Raw genomic sequence first — 17,594 nt, 5'->3', positions numbered from 1 at the left:
CCAGATGCAAGGCTGGACCTCGCTGTTCTACAAGGAAATTCTGCGTTTTTGGAAGGTGAGTTTCCAGACAGTCGCAGCACCTGTGATGACAGCAGTGCTGTATCTGCTGATATTTGGTCATGTGCTGGAAGATCATGTGCAGGTATTTGATGGCGTGGGCTATACCGCCTTTTTGGTGCCGGGACTTGTGATGATGAGCGTGTTGCAAAACGCATTCGCCAATAGCTCGTCCAGCCTGGTGCAAAGCAAGATCATGGGCAGCGTGGTGTTTATCTTGTTGACACCACTGTCGCACTGGGCTTGGTTTGCGGCCTATGTCGGTTCTTCCATCGTTCGGGGTCTGGCCGTTGGTTTGGGCGTATACATCGTCACCTTGTTCTTCACGCCTGCGGTCGCTGTAGCGCCGTTATGGATAGTGATATTTGCCTTTCTGGGTGCTGCCTTGCTGGGTACGTTGGGACTGATTGCCGGTTTGTGGGCCGATAAATTCGATCAGATGGCAGCCTTTCAGAACTTTCTGATCATGCCCATGACATTTCTTTCGGGTGTGTTTTATTCGATTCAATCGCTGCCACCTTTTTGGCAGCAGGTTAGCCATTTGAATCCGTTTTTCTACATGATTGACGGCTTTCGCTATGGTTTCTTCGGCCAGAGCGATGTCTCTCCCTGGATGAGTCTGGGCATCGTGGGTGTAGCGTGGTTGGCCGTGAGTGCTGTGGCCATCCATTTGCTGCGTATTGGCTACAAAATTCGCCATTGATTGTGCGTGCCTTTGGGTGCGCTGCCACTTCGACTGCAGCGCACGCGCTGCATGCATTGAGAACACTATGACAGCTGATCAACTCCAATCCATCATCCGCGCAGGCTTGAGCTGTGAGCATTTGGCCGTGGAAGGTGATGGACGCCATTGGTACGCCACCATTGTCTCGGCAGAGTTTGAGGGCAAGCGCCTGCTGGCGCGTCAGCGTCTGGTGTATGCAACGCTGGGTGAGCGTATCAAGACCGATGAAGTCCATGCTTTGTCGATGAAGACCTTCACTCCGGCAGAATGGGCAAGCAAGGCTGACTAAGCAGCCCCTTCACACATTTCTGTTTGCGCTGAACCCGGGGGGCTTGGCGTGATTTCATTTCAATTTCGATTCAAGGCTCCAACGCCATGGACAAACTTCTCATTCGCGGTGGCCGTGCTTTGCACGGTGAAGTGCTGATTTCTGGTGCCAAAAACGCTGCATTACCCGAGCTGTGCGCGGCTCTGCTGACGGCACAGCCCGTAACCTTGCATAACGTGCCCCGTCTGCAGGATGTGGCCACCATGCTCAAGCTCATCCGCAACATGGGTGTGGCTGCCGAGCGCGATGACAATGGCACGGTCTCGCTGAATGCGGGCGCGCTGAACAACCCAGAGGCACCGTACGAGCTGGTCAAAACCATGCGTGCTTCCGTGCTGGCGCTGGGGCCTTTGCTGGCACGTTTTGGTCATGCCAAGGTTTCGCTGCCGGGAGGCTGTGCCATTGGCTCGCGTCCTGTGGATCAGCACATCAAGGGCTTGCAAGCCATGGGCGCGGTCATTACCGTGGAAAACGGGTACATGAACGCCAGCTTGCCTGCGGGCTGGAAGCGTTTGAAAGGTGCACGCATTACCACTGACATGGTGACGGTGACGGGCACGGAGAATTTTCTGATGGCAGCGGCGCTTGCAGAAGGCGAGACAGTGCTGGAAAACGCCGCCATGGAGCCCGAAATCACGGATCTGGCTGAAATGCTCATCAAGATGGGGGCCAGGATTGAAGGCCATGGCACCAGCCGTATCACCATTCAAGGCGTGGAGTCACTCCATGGCTGTGAGCATGCCGTGGTGGCTGACCGCATTGAGGCAGGAACCTTTCTGTGCGCTGTGGCCGCCACGGGGGGGAATGCTTTCCTGCGCAATGGTCGTGCCGACCATCTGGGGGCTGTGATCGACAAACTGGTGGAAGCCGGGGCCGAGGTGCAGCAAGAGGAGGGCGGGTTGCGGGTGCGCAGCAATGGTCACTTGAAGGCGCAGAGCTTCCGCACCACTGAATACCCAGGGTTCCCTACCGACATGCAGGCGCAATTCATGGCGCTGAATCTGGTGGCCGAAGGCACCAGCACGGTGACGGAGACCATCTTTGAAAACCGCTTCATGCATGTCAACGAGATGATGCGTCTAGGGGCACAGATCACCACCGAAGGCCGTCTGGCAACCGTGGTGGGTGGCGCTCCATTGTCAGGGGCTACCGTGATGGCGACGGACTTGCGCGCTTCGGCCAGCTTGGTGATTGCCGGTCTGGTGGCCAAGGGTGAGACCCTGGTGGACCGCATTTATCACCTGGATCGGGGCTATGACCGCATGGAAGCCAAGCTGCGCGGCTTGGGCGCTGATATTGAAAGAGTGTCGCAATGAGCATCACCATTGCCCTGTCCAAGGGCCGTATCTATGAGGAAACCGTGCCTTTGCTGGCAGCAGCTGGCATTGAGGTGACGGAAGACATCGAGAAATCACGCAAGCTGATTTTTGAAACCACCAACCCCGACGTGCGTGTGGTGCTGGTGCGCGCCTCGGATGTACCGGTGTATGTGCAGTACGGTGGTGCAGACCTTGGGGTCTCAGGCTCCGACTCCCTGATTGAGCATGGTGGACAGGGACTGTACCAGCCACTGGATTTGCAGATTGCCAAGTGCCGTGTCAGCGTGGCCGTGCGCAATGGTTTTGACTATGCACATGCCGTCAAACAGGGTGCGCGTCTGAAGGTTGCGACCAAGTACACCACGATCGCGCGTGAGTTTTTCGCCAAAAAGGGTGTTCACGTCGACATGATCAAGCTCTACGGCTCGATGGAGCTGGCTCCGCTGACTGGCATGGCAGATGCCATCGTGGATCTTGTTTCCACTGGCAACACCTTGCGTGCCAATGATCTGGTGGAGGTGGAGCCCATCATCGATATCAGTTCGCGTCTGGTGGTCAATCAGGCATCGCTCAAGCTCAAACAAAAGCCGCTGCGCCACATCATTGATGCATTCGCGCAGGCGGTTGCCGCCAAGAACAACTAATTCTCTTCCCCACTGTTGAAGCAGTAAGTACTATGGAAATCGCAGCTAACCCCCTTCGTCTGTCCACCGCGGATGCCAATTTCGAGCATGATTTTGCGCAACGTCTGCATTGGTCAGCCGACACGGATGCAGCGATCGAGCAGCGTGTGGCGGACATTCTGGCAGATGTGCAAGCACGCGGCGATGCGGCCGTGCTGGAGTACACCGCGCGCTTTGATGGTCTGGATGTCTCAAGCATGCAAGCGCTTGAGCTGACGCAGACGGAACTCAAAGCTGCTTTTGACAGCCTGGGCGATGCGCAAAAGCATGCGCTTCAAGCGGCTGCCAAGCGAGTACGTACCTATCACGAAGCCCAGAAAAAGGCCAATGGCGAGAGCTGGAGCTACCGTGACGAAGATGGCACACTGCTGGGGCAAAAAGTCACGCCTCTGGACCGCGTGGGCATTTATGTGCCCGGTGGCAAAGCGGCTTACCCTTCCAGCGTGTTGATGAACGCCATTCCTGCGCATGTGGCGGGTGTGCCTGAAATCATCATGGTTGTGCCGACCCCCAAGGGGGAGAAGAATCCTCTGGTGCTGGCAGCGGCCTATGTGGCTGGTGTGCACCGCGCCTTCACTGTTGGTGGCGCGCAAGCGGTGGCAGCCCTGGCCTATGGCACGGCCACTGTGCCCAAGGTGGACAAGATCACGGGACCCGGCAATGCGTACGTGGCCAGCGCCAAAAAGCGCGTATTTGGCCTGGTGGGTATCGACATGATTGCTGGTCCCTCGGAAATTCTGGTGCTGGCCGATGGCACGACGCCCCCGGACTGGGTGGCCATGGACCTGTTCAGCCAGGCCGAGCACGACGAGCTGGCGCAATCCATCTTGCTGTGCCCTGATGCTGCTTATATTGATGCGGTCCAGGCATCGATTGACCGCCTGCTGCCTGAAATGCCGCGCAAGGAAATCATCGCCAAGAGCCTGAATGGCCGTGGCGCACTGATTCTGACCCGCAACATGGAAGAAGCCTGCGCCATCTCCAACCGCATTGCGCCTGAGCACCTGGAGGTTTCCAGCAACGATCCGCACAAGTGGGAGCCTTTGCTCAAGCATGCCGGAGCCATCTTTCTGGGTGCCTACACCAGTGAATCGCTGGGCGACTATTGCGCAGGCCCTAACCACGTGTTGCCTACCAGCGGTACGGCACGTTTCTCGTCGCCCCTGGGTGTCTATGATTTCCAGAAGCGCTCCAGCCTGATTGAAGTCAGCGAAGCCGGTGCGCAAGTGCTGGGCAAGATTGCCGCAGAGCTGGCGTATGGCGAAGGTCTGCAAGGCCACGCCCGTGCCGCAGAAATGCGTTTGAAGTAAAGCGTGCAGTCGTTCACCCAAGCCGTGCAGTTGCTGTACGGCTTTTTTGTTTCTGGCTTGGGCGGAGGTGCAGCCAATTGGTTTCAAGAAGTTTTATCGCTCGCTGCATTTTGATTTTGCAGAGACACTGGTGTGTTCATTCGAAACATTCCAAGGAGCCAGTCCATGTCCTCTCGCCAAGCACCTTGCTGCCTACGTTGGCTACAGCGCTTCCTCGGCTTGCTGCTTGTGTCCGGTCTGGCTGCTTGCAGTGCGCCTGCCCCCAGTGTTGAACAGGTGGCGCAGCAGCGCACGCTGGAGGAGCGGACACCGCAACTACAAGCCACAGCTTCCTCTGGTCTGAGTGCCCGAGCGGCAGCACCCCACGCGGCATCCACCCTGGGGACGCAGTGGGGTGAAGGGCGAGAGTCCTTCACACAGCTTATCCAGGCTTCACGTGTGACGCCAGATCGGCCCAATGCCGTCGGGCAACTGCGTTACTCCGATGAGCGCAGCATCCTGCAGGCGCTGGGGAAATATGGGCAGCGACAGCTCAATGTGTTGCTGGCCCAGGGTGAAGTGGAGTTACGGGTGGTCAATGGCTATGGTCAGGTTCTGCGCATCTTCAGCACTTCAGGGGCGGGCGATTACTACGTCGCAGGCAGCGAAGGGGATCACTATGAACTGGTCTATACGAACCGCAGTCAGCGCAATTACGAAGTAGTCACCACGGTCGACGGTCTGGATGTGCTGTCGGGGCAACCGGGCAGCATGCGCAACGCCGGGTATCTCTTGCGCCCGGGCGAGCGTTTGGTGATTGACGGCTTTAGAAAAAATGACCGCGAGGTGGCTGCTTTCAGGTTTTCAGGCAAAGCAAGGGCCTATGCGAGCAATACGCCCGCCGGAGATGCGCGCAATATCGGTGTGATCGGCACAGCACTGTTCGAAGTTCGGCTGCTTGCGCGTGATCCAGTTCGTCAACCGCGCGCGACACCTCAGGGCAACTCGCAAGAGCCACAGGCTTTCCCTGCAGACCGCGGCAATTACGCTCCACCCCCGCTGTATGGTCGTTAAGGCCGAGAGGACCGCAGCACAAGCCGGGCACTGCAGAGCTTTTGCTATATGTGGACTGCCCGCAAGTCTCAAAGATATTGGTTGATGGAAGTTTCTTGTTACACGATTTTCGTGTCACACGAAAATCGTGTAGACTCGTGCGCATGAAGAACGTCACCATTACCGTAGAAGACAGCGTGCTGGAGTGGGCACGCATCGAGGCTGCACGTCGAGGCACCAGTGTCTCGCGCATGCTGGGTGACTTCATGGCTGAAATGCAGCGCAGAGAAGATACTTACGAGCGTGCTTATCTGGCGTGGCGCACCGACGAGCGCACCTGGAAAGCGCAAGCTCCATCCTCCAGTGCCCTGCGTCGTGCCAGTGGCAAGCGTTCGAATGCTTTGCAAGATGGGCAAGCCGGGGATGCTGCATGAACACGGTATTTGTAGATACTTCGGTGCTGATTGCAGCTGAAGATACAGGAAATGTCGCCCTTTATGAGGCGGTTCTGAGCTGGCTGGATGTGCTTTGGCACAGTCGCGCAGGGCGCACGGGCAATCAGGCGCTGGTGGAGTTTTACGAGCAGGTCACCACTGCCGAAATACCTCTGCCGCAGGGTGACGCGCGTGCGGCCATCCGCCGTTACCAGACCTGGAATCCATGGAAAACCGATGCTGCAACGCTGGAAACCGCGTGGGCTGTGCAGGCACGCCATGAGCTGCCCTTTGCCGATTGTCTGGCGGTGGCTTGTGCCCAGCACAGCGGCTGCGAGTGGATGCTGACGCTGCACCTGCCCCACGGTGCGCAATATGGCGGTGTCACCATGGTGAATCCGCAGCAGCAGGCACCGCAAAATGAATTGAAAGCGTCTGAGTCACCACGTTGACCTGCGTTGGATTTTGTGAAGAAATTGGAAAGTGTGAACCCCATGTCTGCAGCCTCAATCTCTACCAAGGCCCTGGAACGTATTCGCTCCGATGTGCGCGCCATGCATGCCTACCATGTGCAACCTGCGCAAGGTTTGCTGAAGATGGACACCATGGAGAACCCATTCCGTCTTCCGCTGGAATTGCAAAAGGCTCTGGGTGAGCGATTGGGAGTCCTGGAAATCAACCGCTACCCAGGTGAGCGTCTGGAAGTCCTGAAACAAATGCTCATGGACTACGCCGGTGCGCCTGAGGGCAGTGCGGTGTTGCTGGGCAATGGCTCGGACGAAGTGATTTCCATGCTGGCGCTGGCAACCGCACAGCCGGGTGCGCAAGGCCGCCGGGCTACCATGCTGGCACCCATGCCGGGTTTTGTGATGTATCCGCTGTCAGCGCAGTTGCAAGGCCTGGATTTTGTGGGTGTTCAGCTGACGCAAGACTTTGACCTGGATGTGCCCGCCATGCTTGCGGCGATTGGCGAGAAAAAGCCTGCCATCACCTACATTGCCTATCCCAATAACCCCACGGCCACGCTGTGGGCCGAGGACAAGGTACAGGCAGTGATTGATGCCGTGGGCGCAATCGGTGGTTTGGTGGTGATGGATGAGGCTTACCAGCCATTTGCCAGCCGCAGCTGGATTGACCAGATGCGCGCCTTCCCTGAGCGCAACACCCATGTGCTGCTGATGCGCACTCTCTCCAAGTTTGGTCTGGCTGGCGCGCGTCTGGGTTATCTGATTGGGCCTGCTGCCATCGTCAACGAACTGGATAAAGTGCGTCCTCCTTACAACATCAGTGTGCTCAATTGCGAGACGGCAATTTTTGCGCTGGAGCACGCACCGCTGTACGCAGAGCAAGCTGCGGCCATTCGTGCTGAGCGCAAACCCTTGATGGATGCGTTGGGCGCTCTGGAAGGCATAGACAAAGTCTGGCCTTCCGAGGCGAATATGGTCTTGGTTCGGGTGCGCGATGCAGGTGCAGCGCAAGCCGCCATGAAGCAGCGCGGCGTGTTGGTGAAAAATGTCGCGGCCATGCACTCCTTGCTGGCCAATTGCCTGCGACTGACCGTAGGCACCCGTGAAGAAAATGCCCAAATGCTGGCAGCCCTGAAGGAATCGCTATGAGCAATGCACTCGTCCCCTCCACCGCTACCACTGTCGATTGCACCGCCCGCGTGGCTGAGGTGCAGCGCAATACTGCCGAAACCCGCGTACATGTGCGCGTGGACCTGGACGGTACAGGCAAGGCACGTTTGGCATCTGGCATTGGTTTTCTGGACCATATGCTGGACCAGATTTCCCGACATGGGTTGATTGATCTGAATGTGGACTGCGAAGGTGATCTGCACATTGATGGACACCATACGGTGGAAGACATCGGCATCACTATTGGCCAGGCTTTTGCCAAAGCCGTAGGCGATAAAAAGGGTATTCGTCGCTATGGACATGCCTATGTTCCGCTGGACGAGGCTTTGTCGAGGGTGGTGATCGATTTCTCGGGCCGTCCGGGTTTGCACATGGATTGCAAGTTCACTGCTGGTCGCATTGGTGAACTGGATACCCAGTTGGTGTACGAGTTTTTCCAAGGCTTTGTGAACCATGCCGGCGTCACACTGCACATCGATAATTTGAAGGGTTTCAACGCGCACCACCAGTGCGAAACCATTTTCAAGGCGTTTGCCCGGGCTTTGCGTTTTGCGCTGGAGCGTGATGAACGCATGGCCGGCGTGATTCCTTCTACCAAGGGTAGCCTGTAAAAGAGCGCAATCAGTGCATGCCCGTGAGCGGATGTTGTGTGCTGGTGCATTAAAACTCAGCAATAAATTGCGCGAAGTGTTATGAGTTCCATGAACAACATCGTGGCCGTGGTTGATTACGAGATGGGCAATTTGCGCTCGGTCTCGCAGGCCGTCAAAACCGCTGCTTTGGGCACCGATGTACAAGTCATCGTTACCCAGGATCCTGCCGAAGTGCGTGCGGCCAGCCGGATTGTGTTGCCCGGTCAAGGAGCCATGCGCGATTGCATGGCCGCATTGAAAGCGTCGGGCCTGCAAGAGGCTGTGCTGGAGGCCGCGGCCAGCAAGCCTTTGTTTGGCGTGTGCGTGGGCATGCAAATGCTGCTGGAGCACAGCGAAGAAGGTGATACGCCATCCCTGGGGCTGATTCCGGGCTGCGTCAAACGCTTTGATCTGGCGGGGCGGCTTCAGCCGGATGGCAGCCGCTTCAAGGTGCCGCAAATGGGGTGGAATCAAGTGTTCCCCACTGAGCCTGGCGGCGTGCGTCACCCCATCTGGGAGGGGATTCCTGACGGGGCCTACTTCTACTTTGTACACAGCTTCTATGCGGTTCCAGCTGATGCTGCATATTGCGCCGCAGAGACAGATTACGGTGGAAGGTTTGCATCTGCCGTTGCACGCGATAAGATTTTTGCTACGCAGTTCCATCCCGAGAAAAGTGCGGATCACGGCATTCAGCTGTACCGCAATTTCCTCCACTGGAACCCGTAAGCTCACACTCTCCTCAACCCTGGCCACATTTTCGTTAGGCCAACTCTAAGGCAAAGCCTCTCGCACATCATGCTGCTGATTCCCGCCATCGACCTCAAAGACGGCCAATGCGTCCGACTCAAACAAGGTGACATGGAGCAATCCACCACATTTGGTGATCCCGCCGAAATGGCGCGCAAATGGCTGGACGCTGGTGCTCGCCGCCTGCATCTTGTGGACTTGAATGGCGCGTTTGCGGGCCAGCCCAAGAACTTGTCCGCTATCAAGGCTATCCTGAAGGAAGTCGATGGTGAGATCCCCGTGCAACTCGGTGGTGGCATCCGCGATCTGGACACCATTGAGCGTTATATCGACGCAGGCATGGAATACATCATCATCGGCACCGCCGCAGTGAAGAACCCCGGTTTTCTGCAAGACGCATGCAGTGCGTTTGCGGGCCACATCATCGTGGGCTTGGACGCCAAAGATGGCAAGGTGGCGGTCGATGGCTGGAGCAAGCTGACCGGCCAGGACGTGATTTCCACTGCCAAGCGTTTTGAAGACTGGGGCGTGGATTCCATCATCTACACCGATATTGGCCGCGACGGCATGCTGTCGGGCATCAACATAGAGGCCACTGTGAAGCTGGCGCAGGCGGTGCGCATTCCAATCATCGCTTCTGGCGGTCTGGCCAGCATCAAAGACATCGAGCAACTGTGCGCGGTGGAAGAAGAGGGCGTAGAAGGCGTGATCTGCGGTCGTGCAATTTACACCGGTGATCTGGACTTTGCTGCAGGCCAGAAGCTGGCGGACAAGCTCAGTGGTTACGACGACGAAGACCTAGACCTAGAAGACGACGCGTAATGACCCAACCAAAAGCCACGCGAGAAGTCTGGCGTGGCCTTGCTTGCACGCTGTTCGTCTTACCCAATGGGGATAGCGTGCGGGTCTCTGATTTTGGAGCCCAGGTGCTGTCCTGGTCAGCACGGGGCTGCGAGCGCATGTTTCTCTCCGAGCGCGCAGTGCTGGATGGGACCGCGGCCATTCGTGGCGGTGTGCCAGTCTGCTTTCCGCAGTTCAATGCGCGTGGTCCTCTGCCCAAACACGGTTTGGCGCGGCGAGCCACCTGGCAGTGGATGGACGCGCAAACGGATGCGGATGGCGCTGCCATGTCAGCGCGTTGGTGCTGGGATGCGCAGCAGCCCTTGCATGCAGACTTTCCGCACGGCCTGCGTGCCGAGCTGGAGGTGATGCTCTCGCCAGATACTTTGCGGGTGCAACTGTCTGTGACCAACACCGGCAGCACAGCCTTGGCCTTTACGGGGGCGCTGCACACCTATCTGGCGGTGCAGGGGGCAGATATTGCAGCTTTGCATGGTCTGGACGGGGCTGCCTTCTGGGATGCTGCAAAAAACTTTGCACCCGCGGTACAAGAAGGTGCAGTCGCGCTGGGGCAAGAGCTTGATCGTGTCTATACCCGTGCAGTGCAGCCTTTGCAACTGCGTGATGCTGCAGGCACTTTGCAGATCAGCCAGGACGTGGCCTGGTCAGAAACTGTGGTCTGGAACCCCGGCCCTACGCTTGGCGCCAGTTTGCAGGACATGCAGCCTGCTGACTGGATGCGTATGCTGTGTGTGGAGGCGGCAGCCATCAACCAGCCCATTGCCTTGCATCCAGGCCAGCATTGGCAAGCCGCCCAAACCATGCAGGTACAGGATTAAGCGCCTGCAATCCGCCCCAGATTTTCAACCGTTAGAAAAAGTTTTTTTCATGCTCGCCAAACGCATCATTCCTTGCCTCGACGTGACCGGTGGCCGTGTGGTCAAAGGGGTCAACTTTCTGGAGCTGCGCGATGCCGGAGATCCCGTGGAAATTGCTGCGCGCTACAACGCACAAGGGGCAGATGAACTGACCTTTCTGGACATCACTGCCACCAGTGATGGTCGCGATCTGATCTTGCCCATCATCGAGGCGGTGGCGTCGCAGGTGTTCATTCCACTAACTGTGGGTGGTGGCGTGCGCACTGTGGAAGATGTGCGCCGCCTGCTCAACGCAGGTGCGGACAAGACCAGCTTCAACTCGGCGGCCATCGCCAATCCTTCCACCATCAATGCCTGCTCCGATAAATACGGTGCGCAGTGCATTGTGGTGGCCATTGACGCCAAGCGCCGCACCCCTGAGGATGAGCAGCGCATTGGTCCGAATGGCACGCCCATGGGGCCAGGTTGGGATGTGTACAGCCACGGTGGACGCAAGAATGTAGGACTGGATGTGATTCGCTGGGCCGAAGAAATGGCGCAGCGTGGTGCAGGTGAGATCTTGCTTACCAGCATGGACAAAGATGGCACCAAGAGCGGTTTTGACTTGGCGCTGACTCGTGCGGTCTCGGACGCGGTGGGCGTGCCGGTGATTGCATCGGGTGGCGTTGGCAACCTTGATCACTTGGCTGACGGGGTGCAACAAGGTGGTGCCGATGCGGTGCTGGCCGCCAGCATCTTCCACTACGGTGAATACACCGTGCAGCAGGCGAAAGAGCGCATGCGTGAGCGCGGCATACCCGTGCGTCTTTGAGTTGAGTCGCAAAACAGACTTTGATACTTCTTTGCCTGCGATTGTCGAAACGCAGCGAGGGTCTTCGTTCGGGAGCTTCGTTTTAAGCGCGCCTTTGCAAGGTGGTAGTTTGTCTTTTAACCCATGAAAACGAGTAGCTTGCGCTTGCAAATAAGGTGCTTGCTAGTGTCTTGATATGAAAGATGGCTATTGGCTGGTACCAGTAGCTATTTAAAACAGGAATTCCGATGAGCTGGCTTGATCAAGTGAAATGGGATGCGCAGGGTCTGGTACCCGTGATTGCGCAGGAACACAGCACCGGTGATGTGGTGATGTTTGCGTGGATGAACCGTGAAGCGCTGCAAAAAACGGCTGAACTGGGCCGCGCCGTGTACTTCAGCCGCTCACGCAACAGGCTGTGGTTCAAGGGCGAAGAGTCCGGCCATGTGCAGACTGTGCACGAGATGCGTATTGATTGCGATAACGATGTCATTCTGCTCAAAATTACCCAGCAGGGGCATGAGCCAGGTATTGCCTGTCATACCGGTCGCCACTCTTGTTTTTACAGTGTGTTCAAGGACGGACAGTGGGTCGCCATTGATCCAGTCTTGAAAGATCCCGCATCCATCTATAAATAACAATCATGTCTGAAGAAAATACTGTCTCGGTCGAAGGTGGCTTGGCTCGTCTTGCTTCCGTCATCGAAAGTCGTAAAGCTATCAATGGCGGAGATCCCGAAAAAAGCTATGTGGCCCGTTTGTTGCATAAAGGCCCTGATGCTTTCTTGAAGAAGATTGGAGAGGAAGCCACTGAAGTGGTGATGGCTGCCAAGGATGTGGATGCCGGTGCTGACAAGGGGAAAATCCTTTATGAAGTAGCGGATTTATGGTTTCACTCCATGATTGCACTGTCGCACTATGGGCTCACTCCCGCTGACGTCGTGGCTGAACTGGAGCGCCGTGAAGGTACCAGTGGCCTGGAAGAAAAAGCTTTGCGCAAAGCCAAAGAGCGTGCTGCGCAGGAAGGAAAACCTGAGTGAACGAAGATATTGTTGAAGTCCGCGCAGTAGACAAAGCCACGCTGGATGGGCTGAAGGCCTGGGGCTGGATCAGCTACATCCTTCATCTGGTTGTGGCGGTGACAGCAGTGGTTCCGGGGGCGCAGATCAGCGTCTTGGTGCTAGTAGTGGCCTTGGTGATTGACTTGGTCAAACGCTCCGATGCACAAGGCACCTGGCATGAATCGCACTTTTCATGGCGTCTGCGTAGCGTGATCTGGGCGGGTATCTTGTACGTCGTGACGGCGCCACTGTGGTTATTGTTCCTGCTGCCCGGCTGGATTGCCTGGTGCATCATATCCATCTGGTTCCTGTATCGCATCGTGCGCGGCATGGTGGCGATGAACAAGCAACAACCCTTGCCGGTTTAACCAGTCTTTGGAAGTCCGCCGATGCAAGCGTCCCATGCTCCCTCTGCGCAATGCCTCAATCTGGCGCTTCAAGGAGGCGGTTCTCATGGGGCTTTTACATGGGGCGTTCTGGATGCGTTGTTGGAAGACGGGGGGTTCTGCTTTCCAGGGATCAGTGGCACCAGTGCTGGAGCAATGAACGCTGTGGCGTTGGCACAAGGGTTTGCAGCGGCTGCTTTGGAGCATCCTGATGACCCTGTGGTACGCCAAGCTAAAGCCTGTCATCTGGCTCGCGCTGCACTGAAAAAGCTCTGGGAAGGTGTGGGCACCATGGGAGCCTTCACGCTGGGAGTGCCTGTGGCGAGCAACCCGCTCATGAGCATGATGAGCCAATTTCTCTCGCCCTATCAGACCAATCCGCTGGATATCAATCCGTTGCGCAAGTTGCTTGAGCGTGTGGTCGACTTTGACATGCTGGGGCGGGCTTGGGAGTTGGATGGTATGCCCAGGCTCTTTGTCTGTGCCACGAATGTACGCACGGGCAAGGGAGAGATTTTCACTGGAAAGCGCTTGAGTGCCGATGCTGTCATGGCCAGCGCCTGTCTGCCGCAGCTTTACCAGGCAGTGGAAATTGAAGGTGAGCGCTATTGGGATGGAGGGTTTTCCGGTAACCCAGCGCTATATCCGCTCATTTATCGCACGACTTGCAGCGACATGTTGCTGGTACAGATCAATCCCATTGAGTCGCCGGATCTGCCTGACACCGCAGGCGACATCATGGAGCGCACCAATGAGATCATGTTCAACGCCGGGCTGCTTGGTGAGCTGCGCGCCATTGACTTCGTGCGCCGTTTGCTCGCCGAAGGTCGTCTGGATGCTGCCAAGTACAAAAGTGTGCTGATGCACCGGATTGATGGCGGCGCAGCCTTAAGCCGCTTTGGAGCCGCCAGCAAATCGCGGGTCGATATGGTGTTCCTGTTGCGATTGTTCGAGCTGGGTCGCAAACAGGGGCTGCAATGGGTGCATGATCATCGCCAAGACGTTGGTGTGCGGCAGACCTTGCAGATTGTGGACAATGCTTAGCACAAGCGGCCATGGTGCCGCATTTCACCTGACAACGAGAGAATGAGTTTTTGATGACTGATCACGCACACATTGCGCATGACCCCAATTGCATATTTTGCAAGATCATTTCCGGTCAAATTCCCAGCCGCAAGGTGTTTGAGGACGATGAAGTTTTTGCCTTTCACGATATCAACCCTGCAGCTCCGGTCCACTTTTTGATTGTGCCGAAAAAGCATATTGTCTCAATGGCTCACGTCACACCAACTGACGAGGCATTGCTGGGCAAGATCATGGCCATGGCTCCCAGGCTTGCGCTGGAGCAGGGATGCAACCCGTATCCTGATGGAGGGTTTCGCATCGTGGTGAATACTGGTAGCGAAGGTGGGCAGGAAGTTCATCACCTGCACGCTCACGTGTTGGGTGGACCTCGTCCTTGGAAGCGCGGTTAAAAGTTTGCTGACATACCGGGTGTGCTGCATAAACATAAGGCCATCTCGGGCGCTATGTTGCGGTCTCCCGTCTAAAATGACCTGTATTCGTTAGGAGAAATCTCATGGGAACGTTTTCCGTCTGGCACTGGCTGATTGTGCTGTTGATCGTGGTTTTGGTGTTCGGTACCAAGAAGCTCAAAAACTTGGGCGGCGATCTGGGTAGTGCAGTGAAGGGCTTCAAGGATGGCATGAAGGATGGCACGGCAGATGACGCCGCCACCGAAAAGACTGCTGTTGCGGACCAGACCAAGGCCGACAAGACCACCATTGACGTTGACGCCAAGCAAAAGAGCTGATGGTTGAGCATGGCAGCAAGCACCTGCAAGGGGCGTTGGCATGATTGATATCGGAATCTCGAAACTGGCGCTCATTGGCGCGGTAGCTCTGGTGGTCATCGGGCCAGAGAAGCTGCCACGCGTGGCACGTACCGTAGGTACGCTGATTGGCAAGGCGCAGCGTTATGTGTCTGATGTCAAGGCTGAGGTGAACCGCTCCATGGAGCTCGATGAGCTCAAGAAGATGAAGGAGTCGGTGGAAACTGCAGCGCGTGACGTGGAGAAGTCGGTGCACTCGGCTTCTAGCGACTTTCAAAAAGACTGGCGCGAAGCCACCGATTTTGAGTCGGCTTACAACAGCAGCTCCAGTACCCTGGCCAGTGATTACGACAGCTTTGACAGCTACAGCGCTGTCACGCCTGCCTATAAAAATCCCGGTAAGAACTTCCGCCTCAAGCGGGGGGCTGTGCCACGCTGGTACAAGGCACGTGCAGGGGTGCGCACCCATGTGCAATCGGGCGCTGCGCGTGTCGCTCGGTTTAGACCCAAGCGCTGAGTTGCGATGCCAGTGCCAAGCTTTGTATTAAAGGCTGCGCTGGTGTTTTTCTCTTGATCCGCAGGGCCGCAAGGCCCGGTTCTTTTTTCGACCATGTCCGACAAATCCACCAAAGACGACGAGCTGGCCGGCTCTGAGCAGCCCTTTGTGCAGCATCTCATGGAGCTGCGTGACCGGCTGCTGTATTGCATTTACGGCATTGCTGTGGCGGTGGCTGTGCTGGCCATCTGGCCCGGCCCCAATGGCTTGATCGACTTTATTGCGCAGCCCATCAAGGCGCATATGCCGCCTGACGCCAAGCTGATTGCGGTTGGCGTGTTCTCGCCATTTTTTGTGCCACTCAAGGTGCTGATGATGGTGGGCATCTTGGCGGTGCTGCCATGGATCATGTATCAGCTCTGGGCCTTCGTGGCGCCAGGCCTTTACTCGCATGAAAAGAAGTTTGCTCTGCCATTGATCATTTTTGGCAGCGTGCTGGCTTACATCGGTATTGCCTTTGTGCAGTTCTTTGTGTTGGACAAGATGTTTGGCTTTATCCAGGGCTTTACGCCAGAGAGCGTGGCTGCGACACCTGATATTGCCTCGTATGTAGAAGCTATTTTGTCGTTGTATCTGGCTTTTGGCTTGGCATTTCAGGTGCCGATCGTGGTGATGCTGCTGGTCCGCTTTGGCATTGTGGAGGTGGAAAAGCTTAAAAGCTTCCGTGGTTACTTCGTGGTGCTGGCCTTCATCGTGGCTGCCGTTGTCACGCCTCCAGATGTGATCTCCCAGTTGGCGCTGGCGATTCCCATGTGCTTGCTTTATGAAGTGGGCATCATTGGCGCGGGCTGGTTTGCCAAGGCTTCCAAAAAAACTGAAGATCAGGAAGCTGAGCCTGACCAAGTCTAAGTCTTCATCAACCAGTCTCCCAGGGACATAAAAAAATCCCGCCGATCCACATGTGGTCTGCGGGATTTTTTATGCTCTGCCTGCTTCCAGGATGGCCATGGACAATGCATCAGGAGTTGTTTGGTGTTTGGCCAGGCCATGAAGAAACGGTTGATGGCATGGCCTGGCCAAGCATTAGAGCACGCAAACGTGCCAATGAATTAACGTGGCTGGCGCATGCGCTGGGGCGCAGGACGAGCGGATGGGGTGATGTTGAGGGTCAGATTCTCTGCTCCCCGCTGCACACTGAAGGTTGCGCTGGTTCCGGGCTGCAAGGATGCAACGGCTGTCATCATTTCAGCAACATTGCGGACCTGGCGACTATCAACCTCCACAATCACATCTCCAGGCAACATGCCCGCCTTGGCAGCAGGGCCGGCTTGCAGCACGCCAGTGATGATGACGCCCTGCTTGGCTTGCACGCCAAAGGTTTCAGCCAACTCAGGAGACAGCTCATTGGGTTCCACGCCAATCCAGCCGCGCGTGACCTTGCCGTCTTTGACCAGACCATCCATGACGATCTTGGCGGTGGAGACTGGAATGGCAAAGCCAATGCCCATGCTGCCGCCAGAGCGGGAGTAGATGGCGGTATTGATGCCCAGCAGATTGCCTTCCACATCAATCAACGCACCGCCCGAGTTGCCGGGATTGATGGCTGCATCGGTCTGAATAAAGTTCTCAAAGGTGTTGATGCCCAACTCACTGCGGCCGAGAGCACTCACAATGCCGCTCGTCACTGTCTGGCCAACACCAAAAGGATTGCCAATTGCCAGTACCGTATCGCCCACCAAGGCGTGATCGGAGTTGCCCAGCACGATGACCGGCAGATTGTCCATCTCAATTTTCAGGACCGCCAAATCGGTTTCAGGGTCGGTGCCAATGATGCGGGCAACTGCGACACGGCTGTCTGCCAGTGTGACTTCAATCTGGTCCGCTCCTTCAACCACGTGGTTGTTGGTGAGAATGTAGCCGTCCGGGCTGACAATCACGCCGCTGCCCAGTCCGGTTTGTTGTTGCGGGCCAATATCCCCAAAGAAGAACTGAAACCAAGGGTCGTTGCTGCGTGGGCTGCGAACTTCCTTGCTGGTGTTGATGCTGACCACCGCTGGCATGGCTTTCTGTGCGGCGCCAGACAGGCTCCCTGGGGCAAATTCGGTGCGAGGCTCGGAGGGGGCCTCAAGCAGTGAGATTCCTGCGCGGCTATAGGTGGCTCCACGCTTGATCCAGTTGGGCTGCAATGTGGCCACGATGAAGTAAGCAGCCAGCAACACAGTGACTGCCTGGGAAAACAAAAGCCAGTAACGCTTCATAGCAAAAGAAGTAGAAGAGGGCAGGAAAAGGGAGAGCGTACGCGCAAATGCGCTGTCTTGACAGGTGTCGGGATATGCATTGTGCGCCTGTGATTAAGTCATCGCGTAACGAGATGGGATGCATCTATTTCACGAAACCATATCGTGGA

23 protein-coding genes are annotated in these 17,594 nt (G+C 56.6%); 22 read left to right on the top strand and 1 reads right to left on the bottom strand.

Annotation, left to right across the window (positions count from 1 at the left end; translation table 11 throughout):
• The first annotated feature begins 4 nt into the window (after positions 1-4).
• The 22 genes from QEP11_RS03285 (at position 5) to tatC (ending at position 16,096) form a co-directional block, all read left to right on the top strand.
• Positions 5-760 (top strand): ABC transporter permease, encoded by a 756-nt coding sequence (locus tag QEP11_RS03285; RefSeq protein ID WP_284335209.1) that lies wholly within the window; start codon positions 5-7, stop codon positions 758-760.
• 67 nt (positions 761-827) lie between these two features.
• The gene (locus tag QEP11_RS03280) at positions 828-1,070 is read left to right on the top strand and encodes a BolA family protein (protein ID WP_284335145.1); all 243 of its coding nucleotides are present in this window, start codon (positions 828-830) and stop codon (positions 1,068-1,070) included.
• A gap of 86 nt (positions 1,071-1,156) precedes the next feature.
• Positions 1,157-2,425 carry a UDP-N-acetylglucosamine 1-carboxyvinyltransferase gene (murA, locus tag QEP11_RS03275; RefSeq protein ID WP_284335144.1) on the top strand — a complete coding sequence of 423 codons (1,269 nt, stop codon included), beginning with the start codon at positions 1,157-1,159 and terminating at the stop codon, positions 2,423-2,425.
• Entirely contained in the window at positions 2,422-3,072 is a 651-nt protein-coding gene (gene hisG, locus QEP11_RS03270) for an ATP phosphoribosyltransferase (protein WP_284335143.1), read from the top strand. Before murA ends, hisG begins: the two co-directional genes overlap by 4 nt.
• Before the next feature lie 32 nt (positions 3,073-3,104).
• Positions 3,105-4,421, top strand: coding sequence for a histidinol dehydrogenase (gene hisD / locus QEP11_RS03265; protein ID WP_284335142.1), 1,317 nt, complete (start codon positions 3,105-3,107; stop codon positions 4,419-4,421).
• Between the two features lie 165 nt (positions 4,422-4,586).
• Entirely contained in the window at positions 4,587-5,474 is an 888-nt protein-coding gene (locus QEP11_RS03260; RefSeq protein WP_284335140.1) for a hypothetical protein, read from the top strand.
• Between the two features lie 143 nt (positions 5,475-5,617).
• On the top strand, positions 5,618-5,887 hold the full coding sequence (locus QEP11_RS03255) for a hypothetical protein (protein ID WP_284335139.1): 270 nt from the start codon (positions 5,618-5,620) through the stop codon (positions 5,885-5,887).
• Positions 5,884-6,339 (top strand): PIN domain-containing protein, encoded by a 456-nt coding sequence (locus QEP11_RS03250; RefSeq protein ID WP_284335138.1) that lies wholly within the window; start codon positions 5,884-5,886, stop codon positions 6,337-6,339. Before QEP11_RS03255 ends, QEP11_RS03250 begins: the two co-directional genes overlap by 4 nt.
• Before the next feature lie 42 nt (positions 6,340-6,381).
• Positions 6,382-7,503: a histidinol-phosphate transaminase gene (hisC, locus tag QEP11_RS03245; RefSeq protein WP_284335137.1), complete on the top strand. Its 1,122-nt coding sequence runs from the start codon at positions 6,382-6,384 to the stop codon at positions 7,501-7,503.
• Positions 7,500-8,135: an imidazoleglycerol-phosphate dehydratase HisB gene (gene hisB, locus QEP11_RS03240; RefSeq protein WP_284335136.1), complete on the top strand. Its 636-nt coding sequence runs from the start codon at positions 7,500-7,502 to the stop codon at positions 8,133-8,135. Before hisC ends, hisB begins: the two co-directional genes overlap by 4 nt.
• 81 nt (positions 8,136-8,216) lie before the next feature.
• A complete protein-coding gene (hisH, locus tag QEP11_RS03235; RefSeq protein ID WP_284335135.1) occupies positions 8,217-8,885 on the top strand; it encodes an imidazole glycerol phosphate synthase subunit HisH in 669 nt (222 codons plus the stop codon).
• 69 nt (positions 8,886-8,954) lie between these two features.
• Complete coding sequence (gene hisA / locus QEP11_RS03230; protein WP_284335134.1) at positions 8,955-9,728, top strand: 1-(5-phosphoribosyl)-5-[(5-phosphoribosylamino)methylideneamino]imidazole-4-carboxamide isomerase; 774 nt, start codon at positions 8,955-8,957, stop codon at positions 9,726-9,728.
• On the top strand, positions 9,728-10,585 hold the full coding sequence (locus QEP11_RS03225; protein WP_284335133.1) for a D-hexose-6-phosphate mutarotase: 858 nt from the start codon (positions 9,728-9,730) through the stop codon (positions 10,583-10,585). Before hisA ends, QEP11_RS03225 begins: the two co-directional genes overlap by 1 nt.
• A gap of 49 nt (positions 10,586-10,634) precedes the next feature.
• A complete protein-coding gene (gene hisF, locus QEP11_RS03220) occupies positions 10,635-11,435 on the top strand; it encodes an imidazole glycerol phosphate synthase subunit HisF (protein ID WP_284335132.1) in 801 nt (266 codons plus the stop codon).
• A 227-nt stretch (positions 11,436-11,662) separates the two neighbouring features.
• Complete coding sequence (hisI, locus tag QEP11_RS03215; protein WP_284335131.1) at positions 11,663-12,052, top strand: phosphoribosyl-AMP cyclohydrolase; 390 nt, start codon at positions 11,663-11,665, stop codon at positions 12,050-12,052.
• Between the two features lie 5 nt (positions 12,053-12,057).
• Positions 12,058-12,453 carry a phosphoribosyl-ATP diphosphatase gene (locus QEP11_RS03210; RefSeq protein ID WP_284335130.1) on the top strand — a complete coding sequence of 132 codons (396 nt, stop codon included), beginning with the start codon at positions 12,058-12,060 and terminating at the stop codon, positions 12,451-12,453.
• Positions 12,450-12,842, top strand: a complete 393-nt coding sequence (locus tag QEP11_RS03205) for a DUF4870 family protein (protein ID WP_284335129.1) — start codon at positions 12,450-12,452, stop codon at positions 12,840-12,842. The genes QEP11_RS03210 and QEP11_RS03205 overlap by 4 nt, the downstream gene beginning before the upstream one ends.
• A gap of 21 nt (positions 12,843-12,863) precedes the next feature.
• The gene (locus QEP11_RS03200; RefSeq protein WP_284335128.1) at positions 12,864-13,904 is read left to right on the top strand and encodes a patatin-like phospholipase family protein; all 1,041 of its coding nucleotides are present in this window, start codon (positions 12,864-12,866) and stop codon (positions 13,902-13,904) included.
• A gap of 53 nt (positions 13,905-13,957) precedes the next feature.
• Positions 13,958-14,335, top strand: a complete 378-nt coding sequence (locus tag QEP11_RS03195; protein WP_284335126.1) for a histidine triad nucleotide-binding protein — start codon at positions 13,958-13,960, stop codon at positions 14,333-14,335.
• A 104-nt stretch (positions 14,336-14,439) separates the two neighbouring features.
• Positions 14,440-14,673 carry a Sec-independent protein translocase subunit TatA gene (tatA, locus tag QEP11_RS03190; protein WP_284335125.1) on the top strand — a complete coding sequence of 78 codons (234 nt, stop codon included), beginning with the start codon at positions 14,440-14,442 and terminating at the stop codon, positions 14,671-14,673.
• A gap of 40 nt (positions 14,674-14,713) precedes the next feature.
• The gene (gene tatB / locus QEP11_RS03185; protein ID WP_284335124.1) at positions 14,714-15,208 is read left to right on the top strand and encodes a Sec-independent protein translocase protein TatB; all 495 of its coding nucleotides are present in this window, start codon (positions 14,714-14,716) and stop codon (positions 15,206-15,208) included.
• Between the two features lie 93 nt (positions 15,209-15,301).
• Entirely contained in the window at positions 15,302-16,096 is a 795-nt protein-coding gene (tatC, locus tag QEP11_RS03180) for a twin-arginine translocase subunit TatC (protein ID WP_284335123.1), read from the top strand.
• A gap of 200 nt (positions 16,097-16,296) precedes the next feature.
• On the opposite strand, the gene QEP11_RS03175 is transcribed toward tatC, so the two are convergent.
• On the bottom strand, positions 16,297-17,445 hold the full coding sequence (locus QEP11_RS03175) for a trypsin-like peptidase domain-containing protein (protein WP_284335122.1): 1,149 nt from the start codon (positions 17,443-17,445) through the stop codon (positions 16,297-16,299).
• Positions 17,446-17,594: the final 149 nt, after the last annotated feature.

The organism is Comamonas halotolerans (assembly GCF_030162935.1).
In the GTDB taxonomy this organism is placed as follows: Bacteria; Pseudomonadota; Gammaproteobacteria; order Burkholderiales; family Burkholderiaceae_C; genus Comamonas; species Comamonas halotolerans.
The sequence above is the reverse complement of the archived record's forward strand: the minus strand, read 5'-3'. Positions and strand labels throughout refer to the sequence as shown.